Annotated in this window: 22 protein-coding genes; 9 read left to right on the top strand and 13 right to left on the bottom strand. The window is 47.2% G+C overall.

Going from position 1 to position 24,933, the window contains the following annotated elements:
• The first annotated feature begins 4 nt into the window (after window positions 1-4).
• Complete coding sequence (yyaC, locus tag HYD27_RS26290; RefSeq protein ID WP_219220187.1) at window positions 5-613, top strand: spore protease YyaC; 609 nt, start codon at window positions 5-7, stop codon at window positions 611-613.
• Here the strand turns inward: yyaC and HYD27_RS26285 are convergent.
• The 12 genes from HYD27_RS26285 to rpmH form a co-directional block, all read right to left on the bottom strand.
• The gene (locus HYD27_RS26285) at window positions 585-1,085 is read right to left on the bottom strand and encodes a DUF4446 family protein (RefSeq protein WP_219220186.1); all 501 of its coding nucleotides are present in this window, start codon (window positions 1,083-1,085) and stop codon (window positions 585-587) included. The two genes, yyaC and HYD27_RS26285, sit on opposite strands and share 29 nt — an antisense overlap.
• Window positions 1,086-1,105: 20 nt before the next feature.
• A complete protein-coding gene (locus tag HYD27_RS26280) occupies window positions 1,106-2,269 on the bottom strand; it encodes an aminotransferase class V-fold PLP-dependent enzyme (RefSeq protein WP_219220185.1) in 1,164 nt (387 codons plus the stop codon).
• Window positions 2,270-2,364: 95 nt separating this feature from the next.
• Entirely contained in the window at window positions 2,365-3,207 is an 843-nt protein-coding gene (locus HYD27_RS26275; RefSeq protein WP_219220183.1) for a ParB/RepB/Spo0J family partition protein, read from the bottom strand.
• Window positions 3,200-3,961, bottom strand: coding sequence for a ParA family protein (locus HYD27_RS26270; RefSeq protein WP_219220181.1), 762 nt, complete (start codon window positions 3,959-3,961; stop codon window positions 3,200-3,202). Before HYD27_RS26270 ends, HYD27_RS26275 begins: the two co-directional genes overlap by 8 nt.
• 210 nt (window positions 3,962-4,171) lie before the next feature.
• Window positions 4,172-4,987 carry a nucleoid occlusion protein gene (gene noc / locus HYD27_RS26265; RefSeq protein WP_219220179.1) on the bottom strand — a complete coding sequence of 272 codons (816 nt, stop codon included), beginning with the start codon at window positions 4,985-4,987 and terminating at the stop codon, window positions 4,172-4,174.
• A gap of 664 nt (window positions 4,988-5,651) precedes the next feature.
• Window positions 5,652-6,374, bottom strand: a complete 723-nt coding sequence (gene rsmG, locus HYD27_RS26260; RefSeq protein ID WP_219220177.1) for a 16S rRNA (guanine(527)-N(7))-methyltransferase RsmG — start codon at window positions 6,372-6,374, stop codon at window positions 5,652-5,654.
• Between the two features lie 3 nt (window positions 6,375-6,377).
• Window positions 6,378-8,264 (bottom strand): tRNA uridine-5-carboxymethylaminomethyl(34) synthesis enzyme MnmG, encoded by a 1,887-nt coding sequence (mnmG, locus tag HYD27_RS26255; protein ID WP_219220175.1) that lies wholly within the window; start codon window positions 8,262-8,264, stop codon window positions 6,378-6,380.
• A 54-nt stretch (window positions 8,265-8,318) separates the two neighbouring features.
• Window positions 8,319-9,695, bottom strand: a complete 1,377-nt coding sequence (gene mnmE, locus HYD27_RS26250; protein WP_219220172.1) for a tRNA uridine-5-carboxymethylaminomethyl(34) synthesis GTPase MnmE — start codon at window positions 9,693-9,695, stop codon at window positions 8,319-8,321.
• Between the two features lie 121 nt (window positions 9,696-9,816).
• Window positions 9,817-10,551, bottom strand: coding sequence for an RNA-binding cell elongation regulator Jag/EloR (gene jag, locus HYD27_RS26245; RefSeq protein ID WP_219220170.1), 735 nt, complete (start codon window positions 10,549-10,551; stop codon window positions 9,817-9,819).
• The gene (locus HYD27_RS26240; RefSeq protein WP_219220168.1) at window positions 10,548-11,465 is read right to left on the bottom strand and encodes a YidC/Oxa1 family membrane protein insertase; all 918 of its coding nucleotides are present in this window, start codon (window positions 11,463-11,465) and stop codon (window positions 10,548-10,550) included. The genes jag and HYD27_RS26240 overlap by 4 nt, the downstream gene beginning before the upstream one ends.
• An 83-nt stretch (window positions 11,466-11,548) precedes the next feature.
• Complete coding sequence (gene rnpA, locus HYD27_RS26235) at window positions 11,549-11,902, bottom strand: ribonuclease P protein component (protein ID WP_219220166.1); 354 nt, start codon at window positions 11,900-11,902, stop codon at window positions 11,549-11,551.
• Window positions 11,903-12,270: 368 nt separating this feature from the next.
• Window positions 12,271-12,405 carry a 50S ribosomal protein L34 gene (gene rpmH / locus HYD27_RS26230; RefSeq protein WP_019914530.1) on the bottom strand — a complete coding sequence of 45 codons (135 nt, stop codon included), beginning with the start codon at window positions 12,403-12,405 and terminating at the stop codon, window positions 12,271-12,273.
• A gap of 677 nt (window positions 12,406-13,082) precedes the next feature.
• Here rpmH and dnaA point away from each other — a divergent pair.
• From dnaA to gyrB, 6 genes are all read left to right on the top strand, one after another.
• Window positions 13,083-14,429 carry a chromosomal replication initiator protein DnaA gene (gene dnaA, locus HYD27_RS26225; protein ID WP_219220164.1) on the top strand — a complete coding sequence of 449 codons (1,347 nt, stop codon included), beginning with the start codon at window positions 13,083-13,085 and terminating at the stop codon, window positions 14,427-14,429.
• Between the two features lie 197 nt (window positions 14,430-14,626).
• The gene (dnaN, locus tag HYD27_RS26220) at window positions 14,627-15,769 is read left to right on the top strand and encodes a DNA polymerase III subunit beta (protein ID WP_219220162.1); all 1,143 of its coding nucleotides are present in this window, start codon (window positions 14,627-14,629) and stop codon (window positions 15,767-15,769) included.
• Between the two features lie 48 nt (window positions 15,770-15,817).
• Window positions 15,818-16,045: a S4 domain-containing protein YaaA gene (yaaA, locus tag HYD27_RS26215; protein WP_074112951.1), complete on the top strand. Its 228-nt coding sequence runs from the start codon at window positions 15,818-15,820 to the stop codon at window positions 16,043-16,045.
• Between the two features lie 22 nt (window positions 16,046-16,067).
• Window positions 16,068-17,186 (top strand): DNA replication/repair protein RecF, encoded by a 1,119-nt coding sequence (recF, locus tag HYD27_RS26210; protein WP_219220160.1) that lies wholly within the window; start codon window positions 16,068-16,070, stop codon window positions 17,184-17,186.
• 16 nt (window positions 17,187-17,202) lie between these two features.
• Window positions 17,203-17,451 carry an extracellular matrix regulator RemB gene (remB, locus tag HYD27_RS26205; RefSeq protein ID WP_219220158.1) on the top strand — a complete coding sequence of 83 codons (249 nt, stop codon included), beginning with the start codon at window positions 17,203-17,205 and terminating at the stop codon, window positions 17,449-17,451.
• Window positions 17,452-17,497: 46 nt separating this feature from the next.
• The gene (gene gyrB / locus HYD27_RS26200) at window positions 17,498-19,408 is read left to right on the top strand and encodes a DNA topoisomerase (ATP-hydrolyzing) subunit B (protein ID WP_219220156.1); all 1,911 of its coding nucleotides are present in this window, start codon (window positions 17,498-17,500) and stop codon (window positions 19,406-19,408) included.
• Between the two features lie 70 nt (window positions 19,409-19,478).
• Here gyrB and HYD27_RS26195 read toward each other — a convergent pair whose 3' ends face one another.
• On the bottom strand, window positions 19,479-20,366 hold the full coding sequence (locus HYD27_RS26195; RefSeq protein ID WP_219220153.1) for a YheC/YheD family protein: 888 nt from the start codon (window positions 20,364-20,366) through the stop codon (window positions 19,479-19,481).
• Between the two features lie 332 nt (window positions 20,367-20,698).
• Here HYD27_RS26195 and gyrA point away from each other — a divergent pair, with 332 nt between their 5' ends.
• Window positions 20,699-23,245: a DNA gyrase subunit A gene (gyrA, locus tag HYD27_RS26190; RefSeq protein WP_219220151.1), complete on the top strand. Its 2,547-nt coding sequence runs from the start codon at window positions 20,699-20,701 to the stop codon at window positions 23,243-23,245.
• 194 nt (window positions 23,246-23,439) lie between these two features.
• Window positions 23,440-24,543, top strand: coding sequence for an HD-GYP domain-containing protein (locus tag HYD27_RS26185; RefSeq protein WP_219220149.1), 1,104 nt, complete (start codon window positions 23,440-23,442; stop codon window positions 24,541-24,543).
• Window positions 24,544-24,933 lie beyond the last annotated feature (390 nt).

Below are 24,933 nucleotides of genomic sequence, written 5' to 3'. Positions count from 1 at the left end.
TCATATGAATTACTCTTCTAAAGCTGTCCCGTTGCCGGAACCGTCTTGTTTAAAAATATCACATGCTGATCCCAATATCTATTCCGCCATTACCCATCGGCTGCTGTTCCATTTTTCACGCACCCGTTCAGACACACCGATCATTATCGTTTGTGTTGGTACAGACCGTTCGACCGGCGATTCTCTAGGACCGCTTGTTGGCACAGCCTTGGCCCGCTTCCATAGCCCGTTGTTCCATTTGTACGGCACATTAGACGAGCCGGTACATGCAGTGAATTTGGAAGAGACGTTAACCCGTATTCATGAAAAACATAATCACCCATTCATTATCGGCATTGATGCCTGCCTGGGCCATTCCGCCAGTGTTGGCTGCATACAGGTTGTTGACGGTCCGCTGAGACCCGGAGCCGGGGTGAACAAACAGCTGCCTCCAGTCGGAGATATCCATCTTACCGGAATTGTGAATGTCGGCGGGTTTATGGAGTATTTTGTTTTGCAGAATACAAGGTTAAGTCTGGTCATGCGGTTGTCGGATATCATTGCTTCCAGTCTCTATTCCGCCTTAAAACAATGGAACCTTCATGCTAGATCTGCTGCGACGCGAGAGCAATAACTTCCTTTTCTTCAGGAGACAGAGAATATTCTGATTCCCCGTTCTCAAGCGGTTTGGAATATATATATGAGTTTTCACGATTATGAAGACTGGTCAGGACAATTCCGCTGCGGTTGTCGTCAATGATAGCAAGCGAGAAGCTCAGGTCATTCCCCCGCTCTCCAAAAGCATTGTATCGTTTCATGGCAACCTTCGATTTCATGCCGCGGAGCTTGACCTGTGCTGCCTCGATCATCGTCTTGTGTTCACGCTGGGCTTCTTCCAGCATGTCTCCCTGGTTTCTGAGATCAATCAGCAGGCCCTCCAAATCCTCAATCCCATTTCCGGTCATCATCTTCTCATATTTCTGCCGCATTTTCCGAATCCTTGACCCCTGAACAATCAGCACAATTGCCAGCACGATGATAGCAAATGCAAATCCCATAATAAACAAGGAGAGCTGCCCAGTAATTATTTGATTTAACTCCGACATGTATGGACCATCCTTTATCTTTATCTTATGCTTGTACGGCCATACATTTCCAACATGGCAGACAGCATTCTGTTAATATCCTCTTCTGTTGAAGTAACGCCTACACTTGCCCTTACCGCTCCGCTCTCCATTGTAGCTGCAGCTGTATGAGCCAGCGGAGTGCAATGCATACCTGCGCGCACAGCAATATGATATCCACGATCCAGACGGTGAGCAATATCGGCTGAATCCTGCCCCTCGATGATAAACGATACGATTCCACTGCGTGCCGTGCCTATTTTGGGCCCAAGCAATCGGATTCCCGGAATAACAGACAGTCCCTCCATTAGCTTTTGGGTCAACTCCCATTCCTGGCGGTGGATATTTTGCGTCCCCAATGACAGGATTTTCGTCACTCCCGCCAGGAGACCGGCGATACCCACCCCATTCTGCGTACCTGCCTCATAACGATCCGGGCGAACATTAGGCTGCTCGCTATTTTCCGATTGACTGCCCGTCCCTCCCTGCATCAGAGGAATTAAATCCAGATCAGGCGCTATGTACAGCCCTCCTGTCCCCTGTGGACCCAGCAGCCCTTTATGCCCCGGAAAAGCAAGCAGATCTATATTCATCTTTTTTACATCAATCATCAAGGAACCTGCACTTTGAGCAGCATCCACGAGAAAAATCGCGCCTTTTGATTTCGCTATATCTCCGATCTCTCCAATGGGCAAAATACTTCCCAGCAGATTAGAGCTATGATTGCAAATCAGCATTCTGGTATTAGGCTTAAAGATCCTTTGCAATTCAAGCAGGTCGACTTGGCCCTCATGATCAACCCTCACATAGTCAATGGATATATTCATTGCTTGACGCAGAAATTCCAGTGGTCTGCGAACGGAATTATGCTCCGTCATTGTTGTAATAACATGATCCCCCGGTTGAAGTGTGCCCTTAATGGCCATATTCAGTCCCATTGTAGTGTTATGGGTAAAGGCAATATCCTGAGCGTTGGAGACAGAAAAGAGTTCAGCCAGCTTACTTCGCGCTCTTACCAGCACCCGCCCCGCTCCTATCGCCAGCGAATGATTTCCACGTCCGGCATTGGCTCCGGAGTGTTCCAGCGCATCCATCATTGCAGCGCCAACCTCTGGCGGTTTTGGCCATGATGTAGCCGCATGATCCAAATAAACGAGTTCCTCCATCTTTTTCACCCTCTCCTTTTCATTGAAAAAACATACCCCTAAACATCCTTTTTAAGGGACATCTCAGGATATGTTTCCGGGCACAGATATCCATCTCAGTTCCCTAACAGTTCAAGCAATCTTTCCAGGTCTTGGGCACTGTAATAGTTTAATTCGATTTTCCCTTTTTCTTTTCCTTGCTTGATCTTTACCGTTGTTTTAAATCGCTCGCGCAGAATTTCTTCCACGTTATCAATGTAGGGATCACGTTTCACTACCTTCGCCTTAATCGCACCAGCTGGTTTACGGTCTATGTTTTTCACAACCTCTTCCAGCTCGCGGACACTCCATTGCAGTTCCACACATTGTTCAGCCAGTTGCTTTATAGTTTCGGGATCCTTCAAGGCAACAATAGCTCTGGCATGTCCCATGGAAATTGTTCCACGTGAAACATAATCCTTCACCTCTTCGGGTAAAGAAAGCAAACGCAAAAAATTGGCGATGTGCGATCTCGATTTTCCTACCTTCAGCGAAAGCTCTTCCTGGGTAAGTGCGAATTGATCCATCAGCCCCTGATAAGCGACTGCAATCTCCATCGCATTCAGATTCTCACGCTGCAGGTTTTCAATCAGTGCAATTTCCATAACCTGCTGATCACTCAGACTGCGGACAACTGCTGGAATGGTCGCTTTGCCACAATATTGCGATGCCCGGAATCGGCGTTCACCTGCAATGATTTCATAACCTTTTAATACACTGCGGACGATGATCGGCTGTATTACCCCATGCTGTCTTATCGACTCGGCTAATTCCTGAATGGCTTCTTCATTAAAATCCTTACGCGGCTGATAGGGATTCGCCCGCAATTGTCCTAAAGGTATCTCCACAACCTTATCATCTTCGTTGATGGACAAGGATGGAATTAATGCATCTAGACCTTTCCCTAAACGCTTACTCATAAGAGATCACTTCCTTTGCCAACTCTAGGTACACTTCCGCTCCCTTTGAACGATTGTCATAAGTAATTATCGACTGTCCATGTGACGGAGCTTCACTCAGTCTTACATTACGTGGAATGATCGTTCTATAAACCTTCTCCTGGAAGTACTTTTTCACTTCTTCGATAACCTGAATCCCCAGATTGGTCCGGGCATCCAGCATGGTTAACAATACGCCTTCAATCTTTAGGTGAGGATTGAGATTCTTCTGAACCAGACGAACTGTATTTAGTAATTGGCTCAGCCCTTCCAGCGCGTAATATTCACATTGAATCGGGATAATAACTGAATCAGCCGCAGTAAGCGAATTAATGGTAAGAATGCCCAGAGAGGGAGGGCAATCAACAATGATGTAATCGTAATTTGACTTCACAGCATTCAGTGCCTTCTTCAGCTTCAATTCTCTGGAGATGGTCGATACCAATTCAATCTCGGCTCCGGCTAATTGAATAGTTGCAGGGATAATATGAAGGCCTTCAATTTGTGTCTCCAATATCGTATCCTGGGGGTTTGCTTCATTAATAAGAATATCATAAATGCAATTTGCTACATCCGCTTTGTTGATGCCAACGCCGCTGGTAGTGTTTCCTTGTGGATCAATATCAACAAGAAGCACTCTTTTCCCCAAAGTAGCCATTCCGGCCCCCAGGTTAACAGAGGTTGTTGTTTTACCGACGCCACCTTTTTGATTTGCTATGGCAATAATCTTGGACACTAATTTCACCTCGAATTGTTAGAAAGAATCATCTTGTAGATCGTAGTTGTAACAGCGTAATCCGCCTTTAGAATTGTGGCATCAATTTATACGTGCAATATAAGCAAATATACAGGCAGGTCCTATTTGGTCTTATGCAATATGCTCCAGTTAAAATCACAGAAAAGGCGGCCAATCACCTCAGGGCCGCCTTCAGCTTTTTAAACCAATTTATCTTTTTGGAATTTGAATAACAATCTCGTAATGGTCCCCGCGATCGTTTTCAGAGGTTTTGATTTCCATTCCTGAACCGGAAACCATATCTATGGATTGACGAATTGTATTAAGAGCGAGACGAACATCCTTGGTGTAGGAGACCCGTTTTGATTTTTTGGTCTGTGTTGCCGCTTTATAGAAAGCAATGCGTGCTTCTGTTTGTTTCACATTCAATCCTTTAGCAATAATCTCACCCAGAACCTTCAATTGCATTTCCACCGTATCAAGTGACAGCAGTGAGCGCGCATGCCGTTCCGTAATCTGTCTTTCCATTAATGCTGTTTTAACCTGTTCGGGGAGTTGCAGCAAGCGGATTTTGTTAGCAATGGTCGATTGGCTTTTGCCGAGCCGCTGTGCCAAGCTTTCTTGAGTCAACTGATGAAGATCTATCAATTTCTGATAAGCGATGGCTTCTTCAATTGAGGTCAAGCCCTCACGCTGCAAGTTTTCTATCAAAGCAATAGATGCAGCCTGTGAATCATTGAACTCACGAACAATGGCCGGGATCGTGTCCATGCCCAGCTTTTTAACTGCCCGCCAGCGACGTTCTCCTGCAATAATCTCATACTGGGAATCACGCACACGAACAACTATCGGCTGGATAACCCCATGAGTTTTGATAGTCTGACATAGCTCGTCTATCTTTTCGTCATCAAAAATCGTCCGTGGCTGATAAGGACTGCTGATGACCTCATGAACCGGGATCTGTTTGATCTCTTCTCCGCTGCTCCGCTCGGTAAATCCAAAAAGCTTGGTGAATTGTTCTTTCATTCCGTTCATAACCACCTAATTTCGTTATAGTACGATCATCTTGACCTTGCTTAGCGAAAAGTTTATCGTACAGCAAGTAAAAGCGGCTACACCCTCCTCAAAAGGAGCCTATGCTTCCGAAGCAGCAATATCCCATATCGCTTGAGGTATCCATTTCACCGAAAAATAGAAGGGGGATAGAACATGAGGACAAAAACATCCTTCAATTCCAATGAAGCAGTCTGGAATCCACTCAGGCCTGAAGCCTCCATATATAGGGAATAATCCAGCGCATGAATCACCTTCACATGAAAAGTCTTACTATAGTATTCTATCACTTTTTGACTTATAATCCTATTCTCCATAGGGACCTATTTTTCCTGCATTTTCTGTTATATGAAGCGAACTTAAGTAGCTATATAAGCTGAACTTAAGAATGATGGCCAATTGACTGATCAAATGTATGGGAAAACAATTCCGCCAGTGCAGCAAGTTGAATTCTTAAGTTTGCTCTATATACTTGATATTCTGGTCAAACCCTTGGCCCGCAGGGAATTCATCCTTCCGCTTGCCTTAGTTCAGCTAACACACTTGCATCTTCTTCAAAAAAAATCAAGCCTTCATTTGCTGAAGAGCTTGATTTTGTACTCAACAAAGCACATGGTAAATGTTTCACGTGAAACAATCAGATGAGTGGAGCTTTGGCAGGCAGTCCTGCTTTGCGCGGATATTTTGCAGGCGTTGCACCGGTTTTTCGTATGATCACAATATGTCTTGCCGATTCCTCGACCGGCAGACTGAATGATTCCACCTTCTGCAGTTCAGCACGCAATTCCTTAAAGCTGCGTTCAGCTTCAGCCAGTTCCTCGGAAGGGTCATTCCCCTTCATTGCGGCAAAAATCCCATCTTTGCGGGCGAATGGCAGACAAAATTCATTGAGCAGTGACAGGCGTGCCACTGCACGGGCTGTAACCAAGTCATAAGCATCCCGGTGAACAAACTGCCGTGCTACATCCTCTGCTCTGCCGTGGATTAACTGTACTCCATCTAACTTTAAAGAGTCGCAGACATGCTCGAGAAATGTAATACGCTTGCTGAGGGAATCCACGATCGTCAGCTTCAAATGCGGAAAACAGATTTTTAGAGGAAGACCAGGAAAGCCCGCTCCGGAACCGATATCCGCCAGCTTATTCACTTCTCCCATATTCAAGTAAAAGGCCAGGGAAAGTGAATCATAAAAATGCTTTGTATAGACTTGATCACGTGCAGTTATCCCGGTTAAATTCATCTTTTCATTCCAGACAACAAGCTCTTTGAAATAAAGCTCAAATTGCGTCAACTGCTCAGGAGTTAATATAATTCCTTTGTCTTCCAGTAAAGCGGTAAACTGCGCTGCAGTGTTATCCATAGATTATCCTTTCGCTGCCGTCACACGGTTGTAATGCTCTAAATGCACAAGAAGTATTGAAATATCTGCCGGGGTTACACCAGAAATCCGTGATGCCTGACCTATGGATATTGGAGCAATTTTCGTCAGCTTTTGCCGTGCTTCCATAGCCAAGCCGTGGATCACGTTGTAATTAATATCCTCCGGAATCTTCTTCTTCTCCATCTTCTGCAGTTTTTCAACATGCTGAAGCTGTTTCTCAATATATCCCGCATATTTGATTTGAATTTCCACCTGTTCCTTCATTTCTTCATCCAAGCCTTCAGGAGAAGGTGATATCTGATCCACAAAACTGTATGCAAGCTCCGGACGCCGCATCAGTGTCAGAAGGTTGCTTCCGTCCACAATTGGTGCGGATTCAAACTCGGCAAGTGCAGCATTGACGTCAACAGGCTTAACCTTAGTTTCCCGAAGTCGAACAATTTCACGTTCCACCCGTTCTTTTTTATCCAGAAAGGCTTCATAACGCTGTTGTGGAATCAGCCCTATATCGTAACCGATTGGCGTCAAACGCAGATCCGCATTGTCATGACGGAGCAGCAAACGGTATTCCGCACGTGAGGTCAATAGACGGTAAGGTTCGTTGGTTCCTTTGGTTACCAGATCATCAATCAGTACGCCAATGTACCCTTGTGAGCGGTCCAGTACCACCGCCTCCTTCTCCTGCACCTTGCGTGCAGCATTAATGCCGGCGATTACTCCTTGCCCTGCTGCTTCCTCATATCCGGATGTTCCGTTGATTTGTCCCGCTGTGAACAGTCCTGGCAGACGTTTGGTCTCCAGGGAGGGCCAAAGCTGTGTTGGAACCATCGCATCATATTCAATTGCATAACCGTTGCGCATCATTTCAACTTTTTCCATTCCCGGAATGGAGCGGAGTACGGCCAGTTGGACATCTTCCGGAAGACTGGTCGACAAGCCTTGAACATAGTATTCTGCAGTGTTCCTCCCTTCCGGCTCAAGGAAAATCTGATGCTGTGATTTATCGCTGAACCGGACAACCTTGTCTTCAATGGAAGGACAATATCTTGGACCTGTTCCTTCAATAATACCGGTGAACATCGGAGCCCGGTGCAGATTGTCATTAATAATCTGATGGGTTACCTCAGAGGTATAGGTCAGCCAGCAGGGAAGCTGCTCATTATCGGATGACTTGGTTTCATAGGAAAAGAACTTCGGCTTCTCATCCCCAGGCTGAATTTCGGTTTTGGAAAAATCAATGGTATCCTTATGCACCCGCGGTGGTGTGCCTGTCTTAAAGCGTACAAGATCAAACCCAAGCTCCCGCAAATTCTCGGAAAGTCTTACCGAGGGCTGCTGATTATTCGGGCCGCTTTCGTAGGTCAGCTCACCCATAATCACTTTACCGCGCAGATAGGTGCCTGTAGTCAGTATGACTGTTTTGCTATGATATACCGTTCCTGTCTTTGTAATGACACCGGCACAGTTTCCGTCTTCAACAATCAGTTCCTCCACCATCCCCTGGCGAAGTGTCAGATTTGGCGTTTTCTCCATCGTTTCCTTCATCGCGTGCTGATAGAGGAATTTGTCTGCTTGCGCACGCAGAGCATGAACCGCAGGGCCTTTGCCTGTATTAAGCATACGCAGCTGAATAAAGGTTTTATCAATATTGCGTCCCATTTCCCCGCCGAGCGCATCAATTTCACGTACCACATGCCCTTTTGCCGGTCCGCCAATAGAAGGATTGCAGGGCATGAAGGCCACCATATCCAGGTTGATTGTTATCATTAGTGTGCGGCAGCCCATTCGCGCCGCAGCAAGCGCAGCCTCGCAGCCGGCATGGCCCGCGCCAATGACCACTACGTCATAGCTGCCTCCATCATAGTTCATTTGTGATACCTCCCAGGTTCTTCTTTTATAGTAGACACGCTATGCCTAGCGCTGTTATTTACCCAAACAAAATTGCGAGAAAATCTGATCCAAAAGCGAATCAGCAGCCGTATCGCCAATAATCTCTCCAAGCTGCTCCCACGCAAGACGCACATCAATCTGGATCATATCAATAGGGATATGCAACTCCGCAGCCTCATAGGCGTCCTGCAGGGATTTATATGCCTTTTTGAGCAGAGCGATATGTCTCACGTTGCTGACATAAGTCAGGTCACCCGATTCCAGCTTGCCTCCGAAAAAGAGTTCAGAGATCGCTTCTTCCAGCCTATCAAGCCCCTCCTCCTCCAGCACAGACATCGGAACAATGCTCGATTCGCTGAAATGGGAGAGCAGCTTGTCTTTATCCAGCCGGGAAGGTAAGTCCATTTTATTCATGATTACCAGAGCTTGTCTACCTTGGATTTGTTCCATTAATGCCAATTCATCCTCATGCAGCTCATCGGCTGCATTTAACACGAGCAGAATCAGATCCGCATCGCTAAAAGCAGCTTTCGAACGTTCAACCCCAATTTTCTCCACAATATCCATTGTTTCGCGAATTCCTGCAGTATCCAGCAGCTTGAGCGGAATATTGTTAATTGTTACATACTCTTCTATAACATCACGCGTTGTTCCGGGAATATCGGTTACAATCGCTTTGTTGTCACGGGCAAGGGCGTTGAGCAAGGAGGACTTGCCTACATTGGGACGGCCTACAATTGCCGTTGTGATGCCTTCACGCAGTATTTTTCCTTCATTTGCTGTTTTGAGCAGCTTACTGATACCCTCCATTACCTCATTGCTTTTGTCCTTAATGAACTCGGCAGTCAGGGATTCCACATCATGCTCAGGATAATCAATGTTCACTTCAATATGAGCCAGCATCTCAATTAAGGTATGGCGAAGGGTGTGAATACGTTCGGATAAGGAGCCGCTAACCTGCTTCAGGGCAACTGCAAAAGCCCGGTCCGACTTGGAGCGGATCAGATCGATAACCGCTTCTGCTTGGGAAAGATCAATACGTCCACCCAAGAATGCGCGTTTGGTGAACTCCCCCGGCTCCGCGAGTCTGATATCCTGCTGCAGCAGCAGATCCATTACTCTGCGAACCGAGATCACTCCGCCATGGGTGCTGATTTCCACTACATCCTCAGTCGTAAAAGAACGCGGCCCCTTCATTACCGTTACCAGCACTTCTTCCATTCGTTCTCCGTCACCGGGACTAATAATATGTCCGTAATGAACGGTATGCGATTCTACTGCTGAGAGCGGCGTCTTGCTGCGGAATAGTGGAGCTACCTGGGCAATCGCCTGCGGGCCGCTGACCCGGATAATTGCAATTCCTCCCTCGCCCAATGCCGTCGAAACGGCAGCAATGGTGTCACTAAGCATACTGTATTCACCTCAATTTTATCTGCACTTCAGCTCAGCTGAAAGGTTCGTTTGGCTATTATATTTCAAAAAAACAATGACCCCTTACATTGGTCAAGGAGTCATTGCGGCAATATAGTCTCTACTTCAATGTGATGACAACGCGGCGGTTCGGCTCTTCGCCCTTGCTGAGCGTATTGACCTGCCGGTGATCCTGCAATCTGGAGTGAATAATCTTCCGCTCCTGCGGTGACATCGGTTCCAGCACAACCTCTTTACGGGTACGGACAACGCGGCCTGCCAAGCGGTCAGCCAGTTCCTCCAGCGTCTTCTTGCGGCGTTCGCGGAAATTCTCCGCATCCAGCACAAGCCGGATAAAACTATCGGAATAACGGTTGGCAACAATATTGGCCAAATACTGCAGAGCATCGAGAGTTTGTCCTCTTCTGCCGATCAGCAGCCCCAGATCCGGACCGGATATTTGCAGAACAGTCGATTCCTTGGCGTGAACGATTTCCACTTCCACCGCGAGCCCCATGCTCTTGGCGACATCCACAATGAAATGAACAGCTTCCTGGTAAGCTTCCTCTACCGGGTGTCCGGAATCTTGGGGCGGTACACCGCCGGCAGCCTCCTGTTTGCTCTCTCTTGTTGACTGCTGAGGCAGTGACGGAGCACTCGCCGCTGATGCCGGTGCGGCTTCGGCAATCAAGGTCAGCTCCACCTTGGCATCCTTCGCACCGATCAATCCCAGGAATCCTCTTGACGGCTGTTCCAGTACGTTGACCGTTACCCGGTCCTTGTGAACCCCTAGCTGGCCCAGTCCCCGTTCTACAGCTTCTTCAATGGTTTTCCCTGTCGCGACGACTTTGCTCATTTTGACTTTTTGGCCTCCTTCTTTCCTTTGCTGCTATTGCCTTTCGCAGCTGGAGTAACATCCTTGCGCGCATTAGTGTTCTTGCTCTTCGCCAGATTTACTTCTTTGGCGCCCCCGATGCCTGCACCTGCAGTAGCGACAGCCAATTTGGTCTTGTCATTGTTGCGGTATAAGAAGTAGTTCTGAATAATGGTATAGAGGTTACTGTAGAACCAATACAGCGGAAGTGCTGACGGGAAATTGTAGGACATGATGAAAATCAGAACCGGATATACCATCATCATGAACTGCATTGGACCCTGCTGCTGAACCGGGTTCATCTTGGTCATCATCCGGGTCTGGAGGAATGTGGTTGCAGCCGCAAGCAGCGGCAGGATGAACAGATGATCGGGCTTGCCAAGCTGAAGCCACAGGAACGAATGCTCACGGAGTGACGGGTTGTAATAGATCGAGTTGTAAAGCGCAATAAAGATCGGCATCTGCACAATCAGCGGCAGACAGCCGGCCATTGGGTTAACCTTGTTCTCCTGGAACAGGCGCATGGTTTCCTGCTGCACCTTTTCAGGCGTATCTTTATATTTTTTCTTAATTTTCTCAAGTTCCGGTTGAATGGCCTGCATTGCACGCGAGCTCTTCACCTGTTTCATAGTTAGAGGCAAGATAATCGTGCGGACAATGATAACCATTACAAGGACGGCTAATCCATATTGCCCATTGAACCATCGAGCGAAAGTGTCCAGGGCAGTGGCAAAATAGTAAACGACATTACTCTGCCAAAAGCCTCCATTCTTCAAATCCTCCGTAGTGTGCGTCACTGTCGTCGTCGGAGCACACCCAGACAGAACAGCAATCATCAATACCATTACACCGAGGAGAAAAAACCATTTTCCTCGTTTAGTCTTCAATAGAGACACTTCAAAACCCCTCTCTTAAACATTCCATTGCACCGTAAATCATACCATAATTATGAATACAAATAAACAAGCCCCTTCTGCCCCTAAGACATGCGTGAAGCCTTGAGCAGCTTGGCTTTGCGCAGCACATGCAGCACGCTTTTCTCCAGTTCGGCATAATCCTTGGAGAGCGCTCCTTTTCTTACGATGAACACCATATCAATTCCTCCGGCAATTTCCGGCTCATGGTGCCTTACAATCTCCTTCACCAGCCGTCTCATCCGGTTGCGTACAACCGCGTTTCCGACCTTTTTGCTGACCGATACACCCAGCCGGAACCGCTCAACCTCTTTTCTGCTGAACCAATACACCACAAACTGATGATTGGCAAATGACTTCCCATGGCGGTATACGCGGCTGAAGTCGGCACGGTTTCGTAATCGTAAACTTTTGTGCACGGGAATCTCCTATTCAAAGACCGGATTCAGAGCACTCCGGAATTTATCTTCTAAATTAGTATGGTCATCGGGAAGCCGACATAAACGGCTCTTAAGCTGCACGCCTCTGAATGCTGCTCCAAGTACGCGCATACATTAAAAAGCCCCGCAAAGTTAGCCAACGCTATCTTGGGCGTATTCCTCTGCAGAGCCGAATAGTATCTATACAATATGAAGAAACGGGGACTCTCACTCCCCGATAAGAGTGAGACCATTTCTGCGCGTATATAAGGAAGCAATTAATTTGCTTACATCAATAATACGTTTATACGTACTATTTCCTTAACATCTAAAAAAGGACCACCATAGTGGTCCCTAAATGGCCTAACTTACGCACTCAAAACTTTTCTGCCTTTCAAGCGGCGGGCTGCCAGCACTTTACGGCCGTTTTTCGTGCTCATTCTTTTGCGGAAACCATGCACCTTCTTGCGTTTGCTCACATTCGGTTTGAACGTCGGTCTCATGTATTGCACCTCCCTTACAGGAACATAATTACTGTCATATAAGCAGAAACGGAACTAAGCCGTCCTTTGAGTAGGGACAGTATCTACAAGTATTATCATTATAATTTGGAGACAAATCCTCACAGAAAACACCTTTATATATTTAAACACATAATCAATGAAAAAGTCAACCTTGTACACCTTCCCCGCAGCCCCCGCATCATTCGCAGCTTTTATCCACAATGCTGATTATACAAAAAAATAATCCACAGCATTTTACAGTTATCCACTTGTGATCAAAATTTCATTAAACTACTCACAGCTGCGCACAACCTGTGTATAAAAAAATCGAAGGCTTAGGAGATATTGTCGAACGGTGAACAAATTATCAACAATATGTAGTGTTGTTCCTAAAAATTATACACAAGTGATTGAATTTGTGGATAAAATGGCCGTGCTCATTGAAAAATAAGGGTGGTTTTGCTATGATGGTATTACTTTTGAATGTGAATAGGTTTGTTTGTTCTCTATATTATCAACAAGCTGTGGATAACGTTGTGAACAATTCAAATTTATCCATATTTTTTTGTCTCTATATATTGCCTATTGGGGATAAGATTCAGTACCAACCCATTTTCTTCGACATTTCCACTTCATGGCTGATGCCACATTTGGAAGATTTAAAGGAGTGACAGTCTGTGGACAGCCATACTTCCGAATTATGGCAGCAAATTTTATCGATTATTCAAACCAAATTAAGCAAGCCGAGCTTCGATACCTGGTTCAAGGCCACGAAGGCGCTTACCTTCAGCCCCCAGGCTCTAATCATCTCGGCGCCTACAACCTTTGCCGTAGAATGGCTGGAAAGTCGCTATACAAAATTGGTAGGAGCTACAGTGTATGAAGTTACCGGACACCAGGTGGACGTTAAGTTTGTGATTGAGGAGAACAAGCCATCAGAGCCTGTTGTACAACAAATGGCTCCCACTCCGGCGGTATCGCGCGAAGAAGCGCAGACCCATTTGCTCAATCCCAAATATACCTTCGATACATTTGTCATCGGTTCCGGCAACCGCTTTGCGCACGCTGCCTCACTGGCCGTGGCCGAAGCGCCTGCCAAAGCTTACAATCCTCTGTTTTTGTACGGAGGCGTGGGACTGGGGAAAACTCATTTAATGCATGCCATTGGACACTACGTGCTGGAGCATAACCCGAACAATAAGGTTATCTACATCTCGTCCGAGAAATTTACGAATGAGTTCATCAACTCCATCCGCGACAATCGCGGTGAAAGCTTCCGCAACAAGTACCGCAACGTTGACATTTTGCTCATTGACGACATTCAATTCCTCGCCGGCAAGGAGTCAACGCAGGAGGAATTTTTCCATACGTTCAATGCTTTGCACGAAGAACGCAAGCAAATTATTATTTCCAGCGACCGTCCCCCAAAGGAAATTCCCACACTGGAAGAACGGCTGCGTTCCCGGTTCGAATGGGGGCTTATCACCGACATTCAGCCGCCGGATCTGGAGACGCGAATTGCCATTCTGCGCAAGAAGGCCAAGGCAGAGAACCTGGATATTCCGAATGAGGCCATGATGTACATTGCCAATCAGATCGATACGAACATCCGTGAGCTGGAAGGCGCTTTAATACGCGTAGTGGCCTACTCTTCCCTGACCAATCAGGATGTAACCACACATCTGGCCGCTGAGGCTCTCAAGGACATTATCCCTTCCAGCCGGCCTAAGATGATCACCATCGGCGATATTCAGCAAAAGGTTGGCGAGTATTACAATTTGCGCATGGAGGATTTCAAAGCGCGCAAACGCACCAAGGCTGTGGCTTTTCCAAGGCAGATCGCCATGTATCTCTCCCGGGAGCTGACGGATTATTCGCTGCCAAAGATAGGAGAAGCATTCGGGGGCCGGGATCATACAACCGTTATTCACGCCCATGAGAAGATTACGCAATCATTAAAGGTAGACCAGGAGTTGTACAAAGTGGTAAATAATCTTGCGGAGAAAATTAAAAATCCTTCATAAAGAGGAACAAAGAGCCTATACACAATCTATACACATGTGGGTAGGCTTAATTTTATGCTGTTTTCGGGGTTATCCACATAAACGGCGCCCCTACTACTAATACTATTAAATAACTATAATAATTCATCTTCTAAGAGCAGCTTTCGAAGAGAATGACCATCCACCCGTTTACCAACTTTTCAGCTAGGAGTGAAATCATGAAAATAAGCATTCTTAAAAATGAGCTCAACGAATCGATAGGACACGTATCCAAGGCAATCTCCAGCAGAACCACGATCCCGATTCTTACCGGCATTAAGTTCGAGGTCAGCCATCAGGGAGTAACCCTGACTGCAAGCGATACGGATATTTCTATCCAATCCTTCATTCCTGCAGAGGATGACAACCAAACGATCGTAAAAGTCGAACAGCCCGGAAGCGTTGTCCTTCCAGCCAAATTTTTCGTCGAAATCATCAAGAAGCTCCCCTCCAAAGAAATTCACATGGAAGTCAAAGAAGGCTTCCAAACCTATATCTCTTCCGGCTCCACCGAGATTCAAATCGTCGGCCTTGATCCTGAGGAATTCCCTGTACTGCCCAGCATAGAGGAGAACGAAATCATTTCTCTTCCAGGCGATTTGCTGAAAAATATGATCAAACAAACCGCTTTCTCCATCTCCACCCAGGAGACAACGCCTATATTGACAGGGATTCTGTGGAATCTCAGCGATAATGAATTCAAGTTCACGGCGACAGACCGCCACCGGCTGGCAACAAGGGCTGCGCATCTGGAAGGCACGGAAAGTGTCCAGTTTGCCAACGTCGTCATCGCCGGTAAAACGCTGAACGAACTGAGCAAAATCATTCCGGACCAGAACATGCTGGTGGATATTGTCGTAGCTGATAACCAGGTTCTTTTCAAAATTGACAAGGTGCTGTTTTATTCGCGTATCCTGGACGGGATTTATCCGGATACTTCTAGAATTATTCCGACTGCCTACAAAACAGAACTAACTTTGGATACAAAAAAACTCAGCGACTCAATTGACCGCGCATATTTGCTGTCCCGTGAGGAAAAAACGAATATCGTCCGCATGCAGACTCTCGAAAACGGCGACGTTGAAATTTCATCCAGCTCATCGGAGCTGGGCAAGGTACGCGAAGAGCTGGAAGTGATAGATTTCAAAGGTGAACCGCTAAGAATCTCCTTCAACTCAAAATATATGCTGGATGTCCTCAAGGTTGTGGAGAGCGAGCAGCTTGTAATTGCTTTTACGGGAATGATGAGTCCGATCATCCTGAAGCCGCTGGACGAGAGCCGCAGCCTGTATGTCATTCTGCCATACCGGACAACCAATTAATTCCGCTTTCCATACACATGTGGATAAGTGGCAGAAAGGGTAAAAATCATGAAAAAAATACTTATCCACAGTGGATATATTAAGCTCGACCAGTTTTTGAAGCTCTCCGATTGTGTATCCACAGGCGGGATGGCCAAAGCCTTGCTGCAAGAAGGACATGTTCGGGTCAACGGAGAAAAGGAAGATCGGCGTGGAAGAAAGCTGTACCCGGGTGATAAAATAGAGGTTCAGGATAACGGCGTTTTTGAGGTTGAAGGCGGCGGAATAAAAGAGTAACACTTCAGGGAGGCACAGCTTCGTGTTTGTCAAAAATATCGGTCTGCAGTATTACCGCAATTACGGGCTGCTGCGTCTGGAGAACCTGGGTGATGTAAATCTGATCCTCGGCCAGAATGCCCAGGGTAAAACCAACCTCATGGAGGCATTATTCGTTCTGGCAATGACCAAAAGCCACCGTACCTCCAAGGATAAGGAGCTTATTTCCTTCGATGCTCCGGCAGGCTCTGCGCAAATTGTAGCCGAGGTGGAGCGTAAATACGGCGATCTGAAGCTGGAGCTGACCCTGTCCGCCGGGGGCAAAAAAGCCAGAATTAACGGACTGGAGCAGCGCAGGCTCAGTGAATTCGTCGGCTCTTTGAATGTCGTCATGTTTGCTCCGGAGGATCTGGAAATTGTCAAAGGGACCCCCGGCATAAGACGCCGGTTCCTCGATATGGAGATCGGGCAGGTACAGCCGAGCTACTTGTTTCATCTGCAGCAATACCAGAAGGTGCTGCTCCAAAGAGGAAATTTGCTGAAGCAGCTGTGGGGGAAAGAGGCTGCCGGCAAAGAGCTTTTGGAGATATGGGATGCCCAGCTTGTAGAGCACGGTGTTAAAATCGTCAAAAAAAGGAAACAATTCATAAAGAAGCTGCAAATATGGGCAGAAAGCATCCATCGTGGCATTACAAACGGCGGAGAAGAGCTGAAACTGCTGTATGTTCCCTCTTTCGGTGAGCGGGATATGGAAGATGAAGCTGTCTTATTGGACAATTTTATGTTAAAGTTATCACAAACGAGAGATCAGGAAATCAGGCGCGGCATGACGCTGACGGGTCCCCACAGGGATGACCTGTCCTTTTTTATCAACGGAAGAGAAGCTCAGGTCTACGGTTCCCAGGGACAGCAGCGTACCGCAGCTTTATCGCTCAAGCTGGCGGAAATCGAGCTGATCCATGAGGAGATTGGAGAGTATCCTGTGCTGCTTCTTGACGATGTTTTGTCCGAACTTGATCCCTATCGTCAGACCCAGCTTATCGAAACCTTTCAAAGCAAGGTACAGACTTTTATTACCGCCACCGGCGTTGAGAGTCTGAGTGCCGATAAATTAAAAGGCGCAAGCCTATATCATGTTCATGGCGGCAGAGTGGAGTTATAAAGAGCGGAGGAAAAGCATGTATATTCATTTGGGCGGGGAGAAGATTATACGATCCTCAGAGTTAATTGCTATATTTGATATCTCGATTGAGAAATCCTCCAAGGTATCGAAGCAGTTCATTATTCATTCCGAGCAGGACAAAAGACTGGAACGAATTGGTGAAGAGGAAGCGAAGTCCATTGTAGTCACCAAGAATACTGTATATTACTCCCCTATCTCCTCCTCCACTCTCAAAAAAAGAGCCAAAATCTTGTTGGAAATATAGCAGTTTATGCTGTACAAGAGATAATCTGAAAGAAGTAGGTGAAGGCATGTCAATGAATCAACCGACATATGATGAGAGCCAGATTCAGGTACTGGAAGGGCTGGAGGCAGTTCGGAAACGTCCCGGCATGTACATCGGCTCTACTAGCGCCAAAGGTCTGCATCATTTGGTCTGGGAGGTCGTCGATAATAGTATTGACGAGGCGCTGGCAGGCTATTGCGACCGGATTCAAGTAAAGATTCATGAGGATAACAGTGTAACTGTAATTGATAATGGACGGGGTATCCCTGTCGGCGAGAATGTGAAGCTGAAGAAATCGACGCTCGAAGTCGTAATGACAGTCCTGCATGCGGGGGGGAAGTTCGGCGGCGGCGGATACAAGGTATCAGGCGGGTTGCACGGTGTAGGGATATCCGTTGTGAATGCCCTGTCCGAGAAGGTAGTTGTCAACGTTAAGCGTGACGGCCATATCTACCAGCAGGAATACAGACGCGGCGTGCCGCAGTATGAGATCAGGGTCATCGGAGATACCGATGAGACGGGGACAACAACAACGTTTCATCCAGATCCGGAGATTTTCACGGAAACCACCGTGTATGAATATACGACGCTGTTAACCCGTATCCGTGAATTGGCTTTTCTTAACAAAGGCATTGAGCTTTCGCTGCTGGATGAACGGACCGGAGTTTCGAATGTTTTCAAATACGAGGGCGGCATTGTCGAGTATGTGAAATATCTGAACGAGAAAAAAGAAGCGCTGCATGAGGACCCCATCTACGTGGAAGGCTCGCGTGATATGATTGCGGTGGAGGTTGCCCTGCAATATAACGATTCCTATACAGAGAATATTTACTCTTTTGCCAATAACATTAATACGCATGAGGGCGGAACCCATGAATCCGGCTTCAAGAGCGCATTAACCCGGATTATTAACGACTATGCCCGCAAAACAGGAGTAATCAAGGACAGCAGCTCCAACCTGACCGGTGATGATGTGCGTGAAGGCTTGACGGCAATCATTTCCGTCAAAATTCCTGAGCCGCAATTCGAAGGCCAGACCAAGACCAAGCTTGGCAACAGTGAAGTCCGCGGGATTGTGGAATCTCTCTTTGGAGAGAAGCTGCAGGAATTTCTGGAAGAGAATCCTGCGGTTTCCCGGCGTGTGCTGGAGAAATCCATGCAGGCTTCGCGTGCCCGTGAAGCGGCCCGCAAGGCGCGTGAGCTGACCCGCCGCAAGAGTGCGCTTGAAGTTAGTGCCCTTCCGGGTAAGCTGGCTGACTGTTCGTCCAAGGATGCCTCAATCAGCGAGCTGTACATCGTCGAAGGAGACTCTGCGGGCGGATCCGCCAAGCAGGGCCGTGACCGTCATTTCCAGGCGATTCTGCCGCTGCGCGGTAAGATTCTGAACGTTGAGAAGGCGCGTCTTGACCGTATTTTGTCCAATGCCGAAATCCGGGCGATTATCACGGCGCTCGGAACAGGCATCAGCGATGATTTTGATTTGTCCAAGGCCCGTTACCACAAGGTTGTCATCATGACCGACGCGGATGTCGACGGAGCCCATATCAGAACTTTGCTGCTGACTTTCTTCTACCGCTACATGCGGAAGATTATCGAAGCAGGCTATATTTATATCGCCCAGCCGCCGCTGTTTAAGATTGAGCGCAATAAGATTATCCGCTATGCTCAGACCGAGAAGGAACGGGATGAGATTATTGCCGGCTTCGGCGAGAATGTTAAAGTGAACGTTCAGCGCTACAAAGGTCTCGGGGAGATGAATGCCGCTCAGCTCTGGGACACCACCATGGACCCTGAGAGCCGTATGATGCTGCAGGTCACCATTGAGGATGCAATTTTGGCTGACGGAATTTTTGATACGCTGATGGGTGACAATGTCGAGCCGCGGCGGGAGTTTATTCAGGAGCATGCGCAATCCGTGCGCAACTTGGATATCTAGCTTGTTGTAAACCGTTGTAATGAACCTCCGTTCTCTATTCCTCACGAATAAGAGAGCGAAGGTTCTTTTTTTAGCGTCCTTTAGCCCGGTTATGCCGGGAAACTGAGGAGGAGCGGATGCTCTTCAATCTGCCGTAGGCCACGGCATAACGATGAATTTTGCGGTAAATAGCTTTATTCTGAAAGCTGCTGAATACAATAATCGAGGGAAGCGTGTTGACCTCCAGCAGCCATAGATCATGATGCGGATCAATAGCCACATCAAGCCCGATTTCTTTAAGACCCGGATAGGCGGTTTCAAGCTGTGCGGCGATTTTGACTCCAAGGGACTTTAACTGCTGAATCGTTGTGGTTATTTCACCCGGACTCATATGTTCTTTAAGCAAATCATTTACGGAAAAAATGCTGCCTCCACTGTGATAGTTGGTCACGACTTTTTGAGGAGCGGCCACTCTGCCCAGCATCCCCGTCGTTTCCCATGCCCCGGAGAGATTTTTTTGGGTAAGTACCCGCAGATCAAAAGGCCGGTCCTGACGGCACAGCAAATCAATGCCTTGCTGGATCAAATAGATACGTCCCCTGATCCGCGGCAATAAAGCTGCATGCAGCTCTTGTGGTGAGGAGAAGGCTTCTGCATCTTTGGCGTAACGCAGGATGTACATGACCTTTTGTTCAATTACGGGTTCTTCGCTGTCCGCAAGTTCGTTGTTTGGAGTACAGTCGTTAATGGGCTGCTGCTCGCTGGGACTCAAATGAAGCGTACGCTGTTCAACCCGCATCACCCCGCTGCCATAAGTGCCGCGATCCGGCTTAACATATACCGTTCCATAGATTCCAAGCAATTCTGCCAATGCCTCCAGGCTATATTTCCGCGTCTCGGGAATGAAAATAGAAAGCTGGCGATTCTGCAGGATGACCTTGGTCTTAGCCCATTTGCTGGAAACCCGTTGTATCCCCATGATCTTCCTCCTTAAAAGTTATTTTATAACTCATTTTGTGCGTGTAGACTTAAGCGCGGGTCATGCTGAAAATTCAGGACAAGCCAACCAAACAGTGTTATAATATGTGGATATGAGGTTATGTCTTTTGGGACAAAATCAGGGTTATAAGGCCGCTCTTCTTGTCTTTACAGTCTATGTGCTGAAGGCATTGGCGGAAAGGGCGCATACCCCTATCCCGTTAAAGAAAATCATTTTAGAAGATAAAAGGCTATTATGTTTAATTGTGCTACTTTTGTGAAAGTAATATAATAAAGGGTAGCGGTTTTTAACTGAAGGAGGTCCAGCAACTCATGGCTGAACAAAATAACCCGCAAGTCAAAGATCGGGACATTGGTGTGGAAATGCGCGAATCCTTTATGGATTACGCGATGAGCATCATTGTGAGCCGGGCTTTACCAGATGTGCGGGACGGACTTAAGCCTGTCCACCGTCGCATTTTGTTTGCGATGTCGGAACTTGGAATGTTTGCCGATAAACCTCATAAGAAATCAGCGAGAATCGTCGGTGAGGTTATTGGTAAGTACCATCCTCATGGGGACTCTGCCGTATATGAGACTATGGTGCGGATGGCGCAGGATTTCTCGATGCGGTATATGCTGGTGGACGGCCACGGAAACTTTGGCTCCATTGATGGTGACATGGCAGCGGCGATGAGATATACAGAGGCGCGTCTTTCCAAAATCGCCGGAGAAATGCTTCGCGATCTCAACAAGGAAACTGTTGATTTTGCACCTAACTATGATGGGGAAGAGAATGAGCCTGTAGTATTGCCGGCCCGTTATCCGAATCTGCTTGTTAACGGGGTATCTGGTATCGCTGTTGGTATGGCTACCAATATTCCTCCTCATAATCTGGGGGAAGTTATTGACGGTGTACAGGCGATGATCAAGAATCCTGATATTACACCCATGGAACTTATGGAATATATTCAAGGCCCGGATTTCCCGACGGCCGGTTACATTTTGGGGCGTGAGGGCATACGCCAGGCTTACCGTACTGGCCGCGGATCGGTCACTATGCGGGCCAAAGCAAATATCGAAGAGAATAACGGCAAAGCGCGGATCATTGTCAGCGAGCTGCCTTACCAGGTTAATAAAGCCAGATTGGTTGAGAAAATCGCCGAGTTAGTACGCGAGAAACGGATCGAAGGAATTACGGATCTGCGGGATGAGTCAGACCGCAACGGGATGCGTGTTGTGGTTGAGATGCGGCGTGATGTCAATCCAAGCGTGGTGCTGAACAACCTCTACAAGCACACCTCGATGCAGTCAACATTTGGTATTAACATGCTGGCTATCGTTAATAACGAACCGAAGATTCTTAATTTACGCGATGTGCTGTACCATTATTTGCAGCACCAGATCGAAGTTATCCGCCGACGGACTGTTTTTGATCTCAAGAAGGCTGAAGCGCGGGCACATATCCTGGAAGGTCTGCGCATCGCCCTGGATCATCTGGATGAGGTTATTGCGTTAATCCGTGCTTCCCGCACGACAGACATTGCGCGAGACGGCCTGATGACCACCTTCAGTCTCAGCGTTGAGCAGGCGCAGGCTATTCTTGATATGCGGATGCAGCGCCTGACCGGCTTGGAACGGGAAAAGATTGAGAACGAATATAACGAGCTGTTGGCCAAGATTGCTGAATACCGTGAAATTCTGGCCAATGAGCATCTGGTACTGGAGATTATCAGCAACGAGCTTCAGGAGATTCGGGATAAATATTCTGACGACCGCCGTACAGAAATTACGGTTGGGGAAGAAAGTATTCTCGATGAGGATCTGATTCCTCGTGAAGAGGTTGTCATTACCATTACGCATACCGGCTACATCAAGCGTCTGCCGGTCAGCACCTACCGCAGCCAGAAGCGCGGGGGGCGCGGCGTTATCGGGATGGATACCAAGGACCAGGATTTCGTGGAGCATCTCTTTGTGAGCAACTCCCACAATTACCTGATGTTCTTTACCGACAAGGGCAAGGTATACCGGATCAAAGCCTATGAGATTCCGGAGCTTGGACGCACCGCACGCGGGACGCCAATTATCAACCTGATTCAAATTGAGCAGGGTGAGAAGATTAGCGCCGTTATCCAAGTGGAAGAAGCGGACAGCGACAAATATCTGTTCTTTGCTACCCGTGAAGGAATCGTAAAAAAGACGCCTCTTGAGGATTACAACAATATCCGCAAAGGCGGCTTGATTGCGATTAATCTCCGTGAGGAGGATTCGCTGATCGAGGTTAAGCTGACGGATGGAAAGCAAAATCTGATTATCGGTACCGCACGCGGGATGTCGATTACGTTCTCGGAGAATGATGTACGCTCTATGGGACGCAGCGCGACCGGCGTGAAAGGTATCACGCTTGACGGCAATGACCATGTCATTGGGATGGATTGTGTAGACAAGGAGCTTGAGGTATTGATTGTCACAACCAAAGGTTACGGCAAACGGACCCCTGCCCTCGATTACCGCTCCCAAACCCGTGGGGGTAAGGGGATCAAGACGATTAATCTCACAGATAAGAATGGTCCGGTAGTCGGTTTGAAGGTTGTCAAAAAAGATGAGGACCTGATGATCATTACGACAAGTGGTACCCTGATCCGTACCAGTATGGATGGCATTTCTACCATGGGCCGTTATGCTCAAGGAGTTAAGCTGATCAATATCCGTGAAGACGATGCTGTAGCTACTCTCTGCAGAGCGGACAAGAATGAGGAAGAGGATGAATTCTTCGAACAAGAAGGTGGAGAAGAGATTCCAGGTGCAGTTTCAGAGGATACTGGTGATGAGGGGCAGTCTGAAACGCTTTCTGATAGCGAAGACGATAACCTCGAATAATATTTATTGGCAAGAGCATGAGTTTCTGTTTGCAGAGACTTGTGCTCTTTTTTTGCAGCCGGCATTTGAAGATATCTTTGTAATAAAATTCATGGAAAGGTCCTCTTCCATCTAGTCGCTTGCCTTGATCCATACTATAATTAGGGAGTCATATCACTGAATACAAGTGTTACAGAAACAGAGGGGCTGAATTTATGCCAAGCATATCCGTAGGAGAAGTTAAACCGGGTTCAAAGATTATTAAAGATGTGGTAACACCTTTGGGCGGTGTTTTGTTTACCAAAGGGAAAATTATACTGCCGCGGGATATCGAAATCCTCCAGGCTTTTTTAATTCAGCAAATAGAGATTGAAGGCGCTCAAGGGGAGAACAAAGCTCCTGAAACAGCCAAAGCAGCTACGAAGCAGCCGACACCTGTCAAAGCACGGTCGCTCATCAATGAATCTCAGCTTGCCAAGACCAATTCGCCCCTTCACGATGAATATGAGAAAATGATGGCACTTGTTAAGAAGAGCTACGCCTCAGCTGCAGCTGCTCAGCTCCCCATGCTTGAGCTGCGAAGCCAGCTGGAGACACTAATCAGCCACTTGAAGGACTACCATGTTCTGAAATTTGCACCACGCGTTCTTTTTGAACAGGATTATAATTATCACAAATCGGTGCTCTCTGCATTAACCTCCTACAAAATTGCTCAATGGTGCGGACAACCGCAAAAAGATTGGATGCAGACTGCATTTGCAGGCTTGCTGCATGATATAGGAAACGTTAAGGTTGATGCTTCATTGCTGCAGAAGCCAACGCCGTTAACCGCTGATGAGATTGATGAAGTCCGCAGACATACTACCTATGGGTATCAGCTATTGCGTAATGTTACGGCTATCAATGAAGGAGTCCGGCTGGCCGCCCTGCAGCATCATGAAAAAATCGACGGCTCAGGTTATCCTTTACGGCTGGAGGGCAGTCAGATTCACATCTATGCCAAGATTGTGGCAGTAGCAGATATATTCCATGCCATGACACTGGAAAAGGCTTACAGAAAGGCTCAGTCCCCTTATTTGGTGTTGGAGCAGCTGCTAACCGAGAGCTTCGGCAAGCTGGATCCGGTCATTGTTCAAACGTTCATTCAGAAAACAACAGATCTGTATAATGGCACAAGAATACGGCTTAGCGATGGCCGCCATGGTGAGATTATTTTTACAGATCGCAGCAATCCCACACGCCCAATGGTACAGGTGGAAGGTATAATCGTTAATTTAATGCTGGAGCGAGAATTGTACATTCAGGAGATTATTGCTTAGATGTATGATTAGCTTCTACTATGAAGCTGTTTCTTTCTTTGCCGCAATGTCTGTTTGATGGTGAAGAATGGAATGGCTTTTTTAATTAGTATATTCAAAAATAATGCTTGCAATGAATTACGGTGCATGATATATTCATGTTCCGGCCATGAAAGGTTAACGCCTAGCCCGATGTGTAACTGAAAAAAGTGCTTGCTTTAATCGGCCGAACGTGATATATTATAAGAGTTGCTGGTGACGAGATAATCGGCGCCGACAACGAGCTTGATCTTTGAAAACTGAACAACGAGTGAGTATCGGAATTCACTTCGGTGATTCCAAAACCGGTGGGTTTCACAGCGTCTTGGACGCTTGGGAATTCATCAAGAGAATGCAAATTCTCGTCAGATG

The organism is Paenibacillus sp. S150 (genome assembly GCF_019352175.1).
Classification (GTDB): domain Bacteria; phylum Bacillota; class Bacilli; order Paenibacillales; family Paenibacillaceae; genus Paenibacillus_AQ.
This window is presented reverse-complemented; position numbering and strand designations above follow the sequence as displayed.

Excerpts from the sequence above, each read along its gene's own strand:
- yyaC (WP_219220187.1), top strand. The coding sequence starts at position 5 with ATGAATTACTCTTCTAAAGCTGTCCCGTTGCCGGAACCGTCTTGTTTA.
- HYD27_RS26285 (WP_219220186.1), bottom strand. The coding sequence starts at position 1,085 with ATGTCGGAGTTAAATCAAATAATTACTGGGCAGCTCTCCTTGTTTATT.
- HYD27_RS26280 (WP_219220185.1), bottom strand. The coding sequence starts at position 2,269 with ATGGAGGAACTCGTTTATTTGGATCATGCGGCTACATCATGGCCAAAA.
- HYD27_RS26275 (WP_219220183.1), bottom strand. The coding sequence starts at position 3,207 with ATGAGTAAGCGTTTAGGGAAAGGTCTAGATGCATTAATTCCATCCTTG.
- noc (WP_219220179.1), bottom strand. The coding sequence starts at position 4,987 with ATGAAAGAACAATTCACCAAGCTTTTTGGATTTACCGAGCGGAGCAGC.
- rsmG (WP_219220177.1), bottom strand. The coding sequence starts at position 6,374 with ATGGATAACACTGCAGCGCAGTTTACCGCTTTACTGGAAGACAAAGGA.
- mnmG (WP_219220175.1), bottom strand. The coding sequence starts at position 8,264 with ATGAACTATGATGGAGGCAGCTATGACGTAGTGGTCATTGGCGCGGGC.
- mnmE (WP_219220172.1), bottom strand. The coding sequence starts at position 9,695 with ATGCTTAGTGACACCATTGCTGCCGTTTCGACGGCATTGGGCGAGGGA.
- jag (WP_219220170.1), bottom strand. The coding sequence starts at position 10,551 with ATGAGCAAAGTCGTCGCGACAGGGAAAACCATTGAAGAAGCTGTAGAA.
- rpmH (WP_019914530.1), bottom strand. The coding sequence starts at position 12,405 with ATGAGACCGACGTTCAAACCGAATGTGAGCAAACGCAAGAAGGTGCAT.
- dnaN (WP_219220162.1), top strand. The coding sequence starts at position 14,627 with ATGAAAATAAGCATTCTTAAAAATGAGCTCAACGAATCGATAGGACAC.
- yaaA (WP_074112951.1), top strand. The coding sequence starts at position 15,818 with ATGAAAAAAATACTTATCCACAGTGGATATATTAAGCTCGACCAGTTT.
- remB (WP_219220158.1), top strand. The coding sequence starts at position 17,203 with ATGTATATTCATTTGGGCGGGGAGAAGATTATACGATCCTCAGAGTTA.
- gyrB (WP_219220156.1), top strand. The coding sequence starts at position 17,498 with ATGTCAATGAATCAACCGACATATGATGAGAGCCAGATTCAGGTACTG.
- HYD27_RS26195 (WP_219220153.1), bottom strand. The coding sequence starts at position 20,366 with ATGGGGATACAACGGGTTTCCAGCAAATGGGCTAAGACCAAGGTCATC.
- gyrA (WP_219220151.1), top strand. The coding sequence starts at position 20,699 with ATGGCTGAACAAAATAACCCGCAAGTCAAAGATCGGGACATTGGTGTG.
- HYD27_RS26185 (WP_219220149.1), top strand. The coding sequence starts at position 23,440 with ATGCCAAGCATATCCGTAGGAGAAGTTAAACCGGGTTCAAAGATTATT.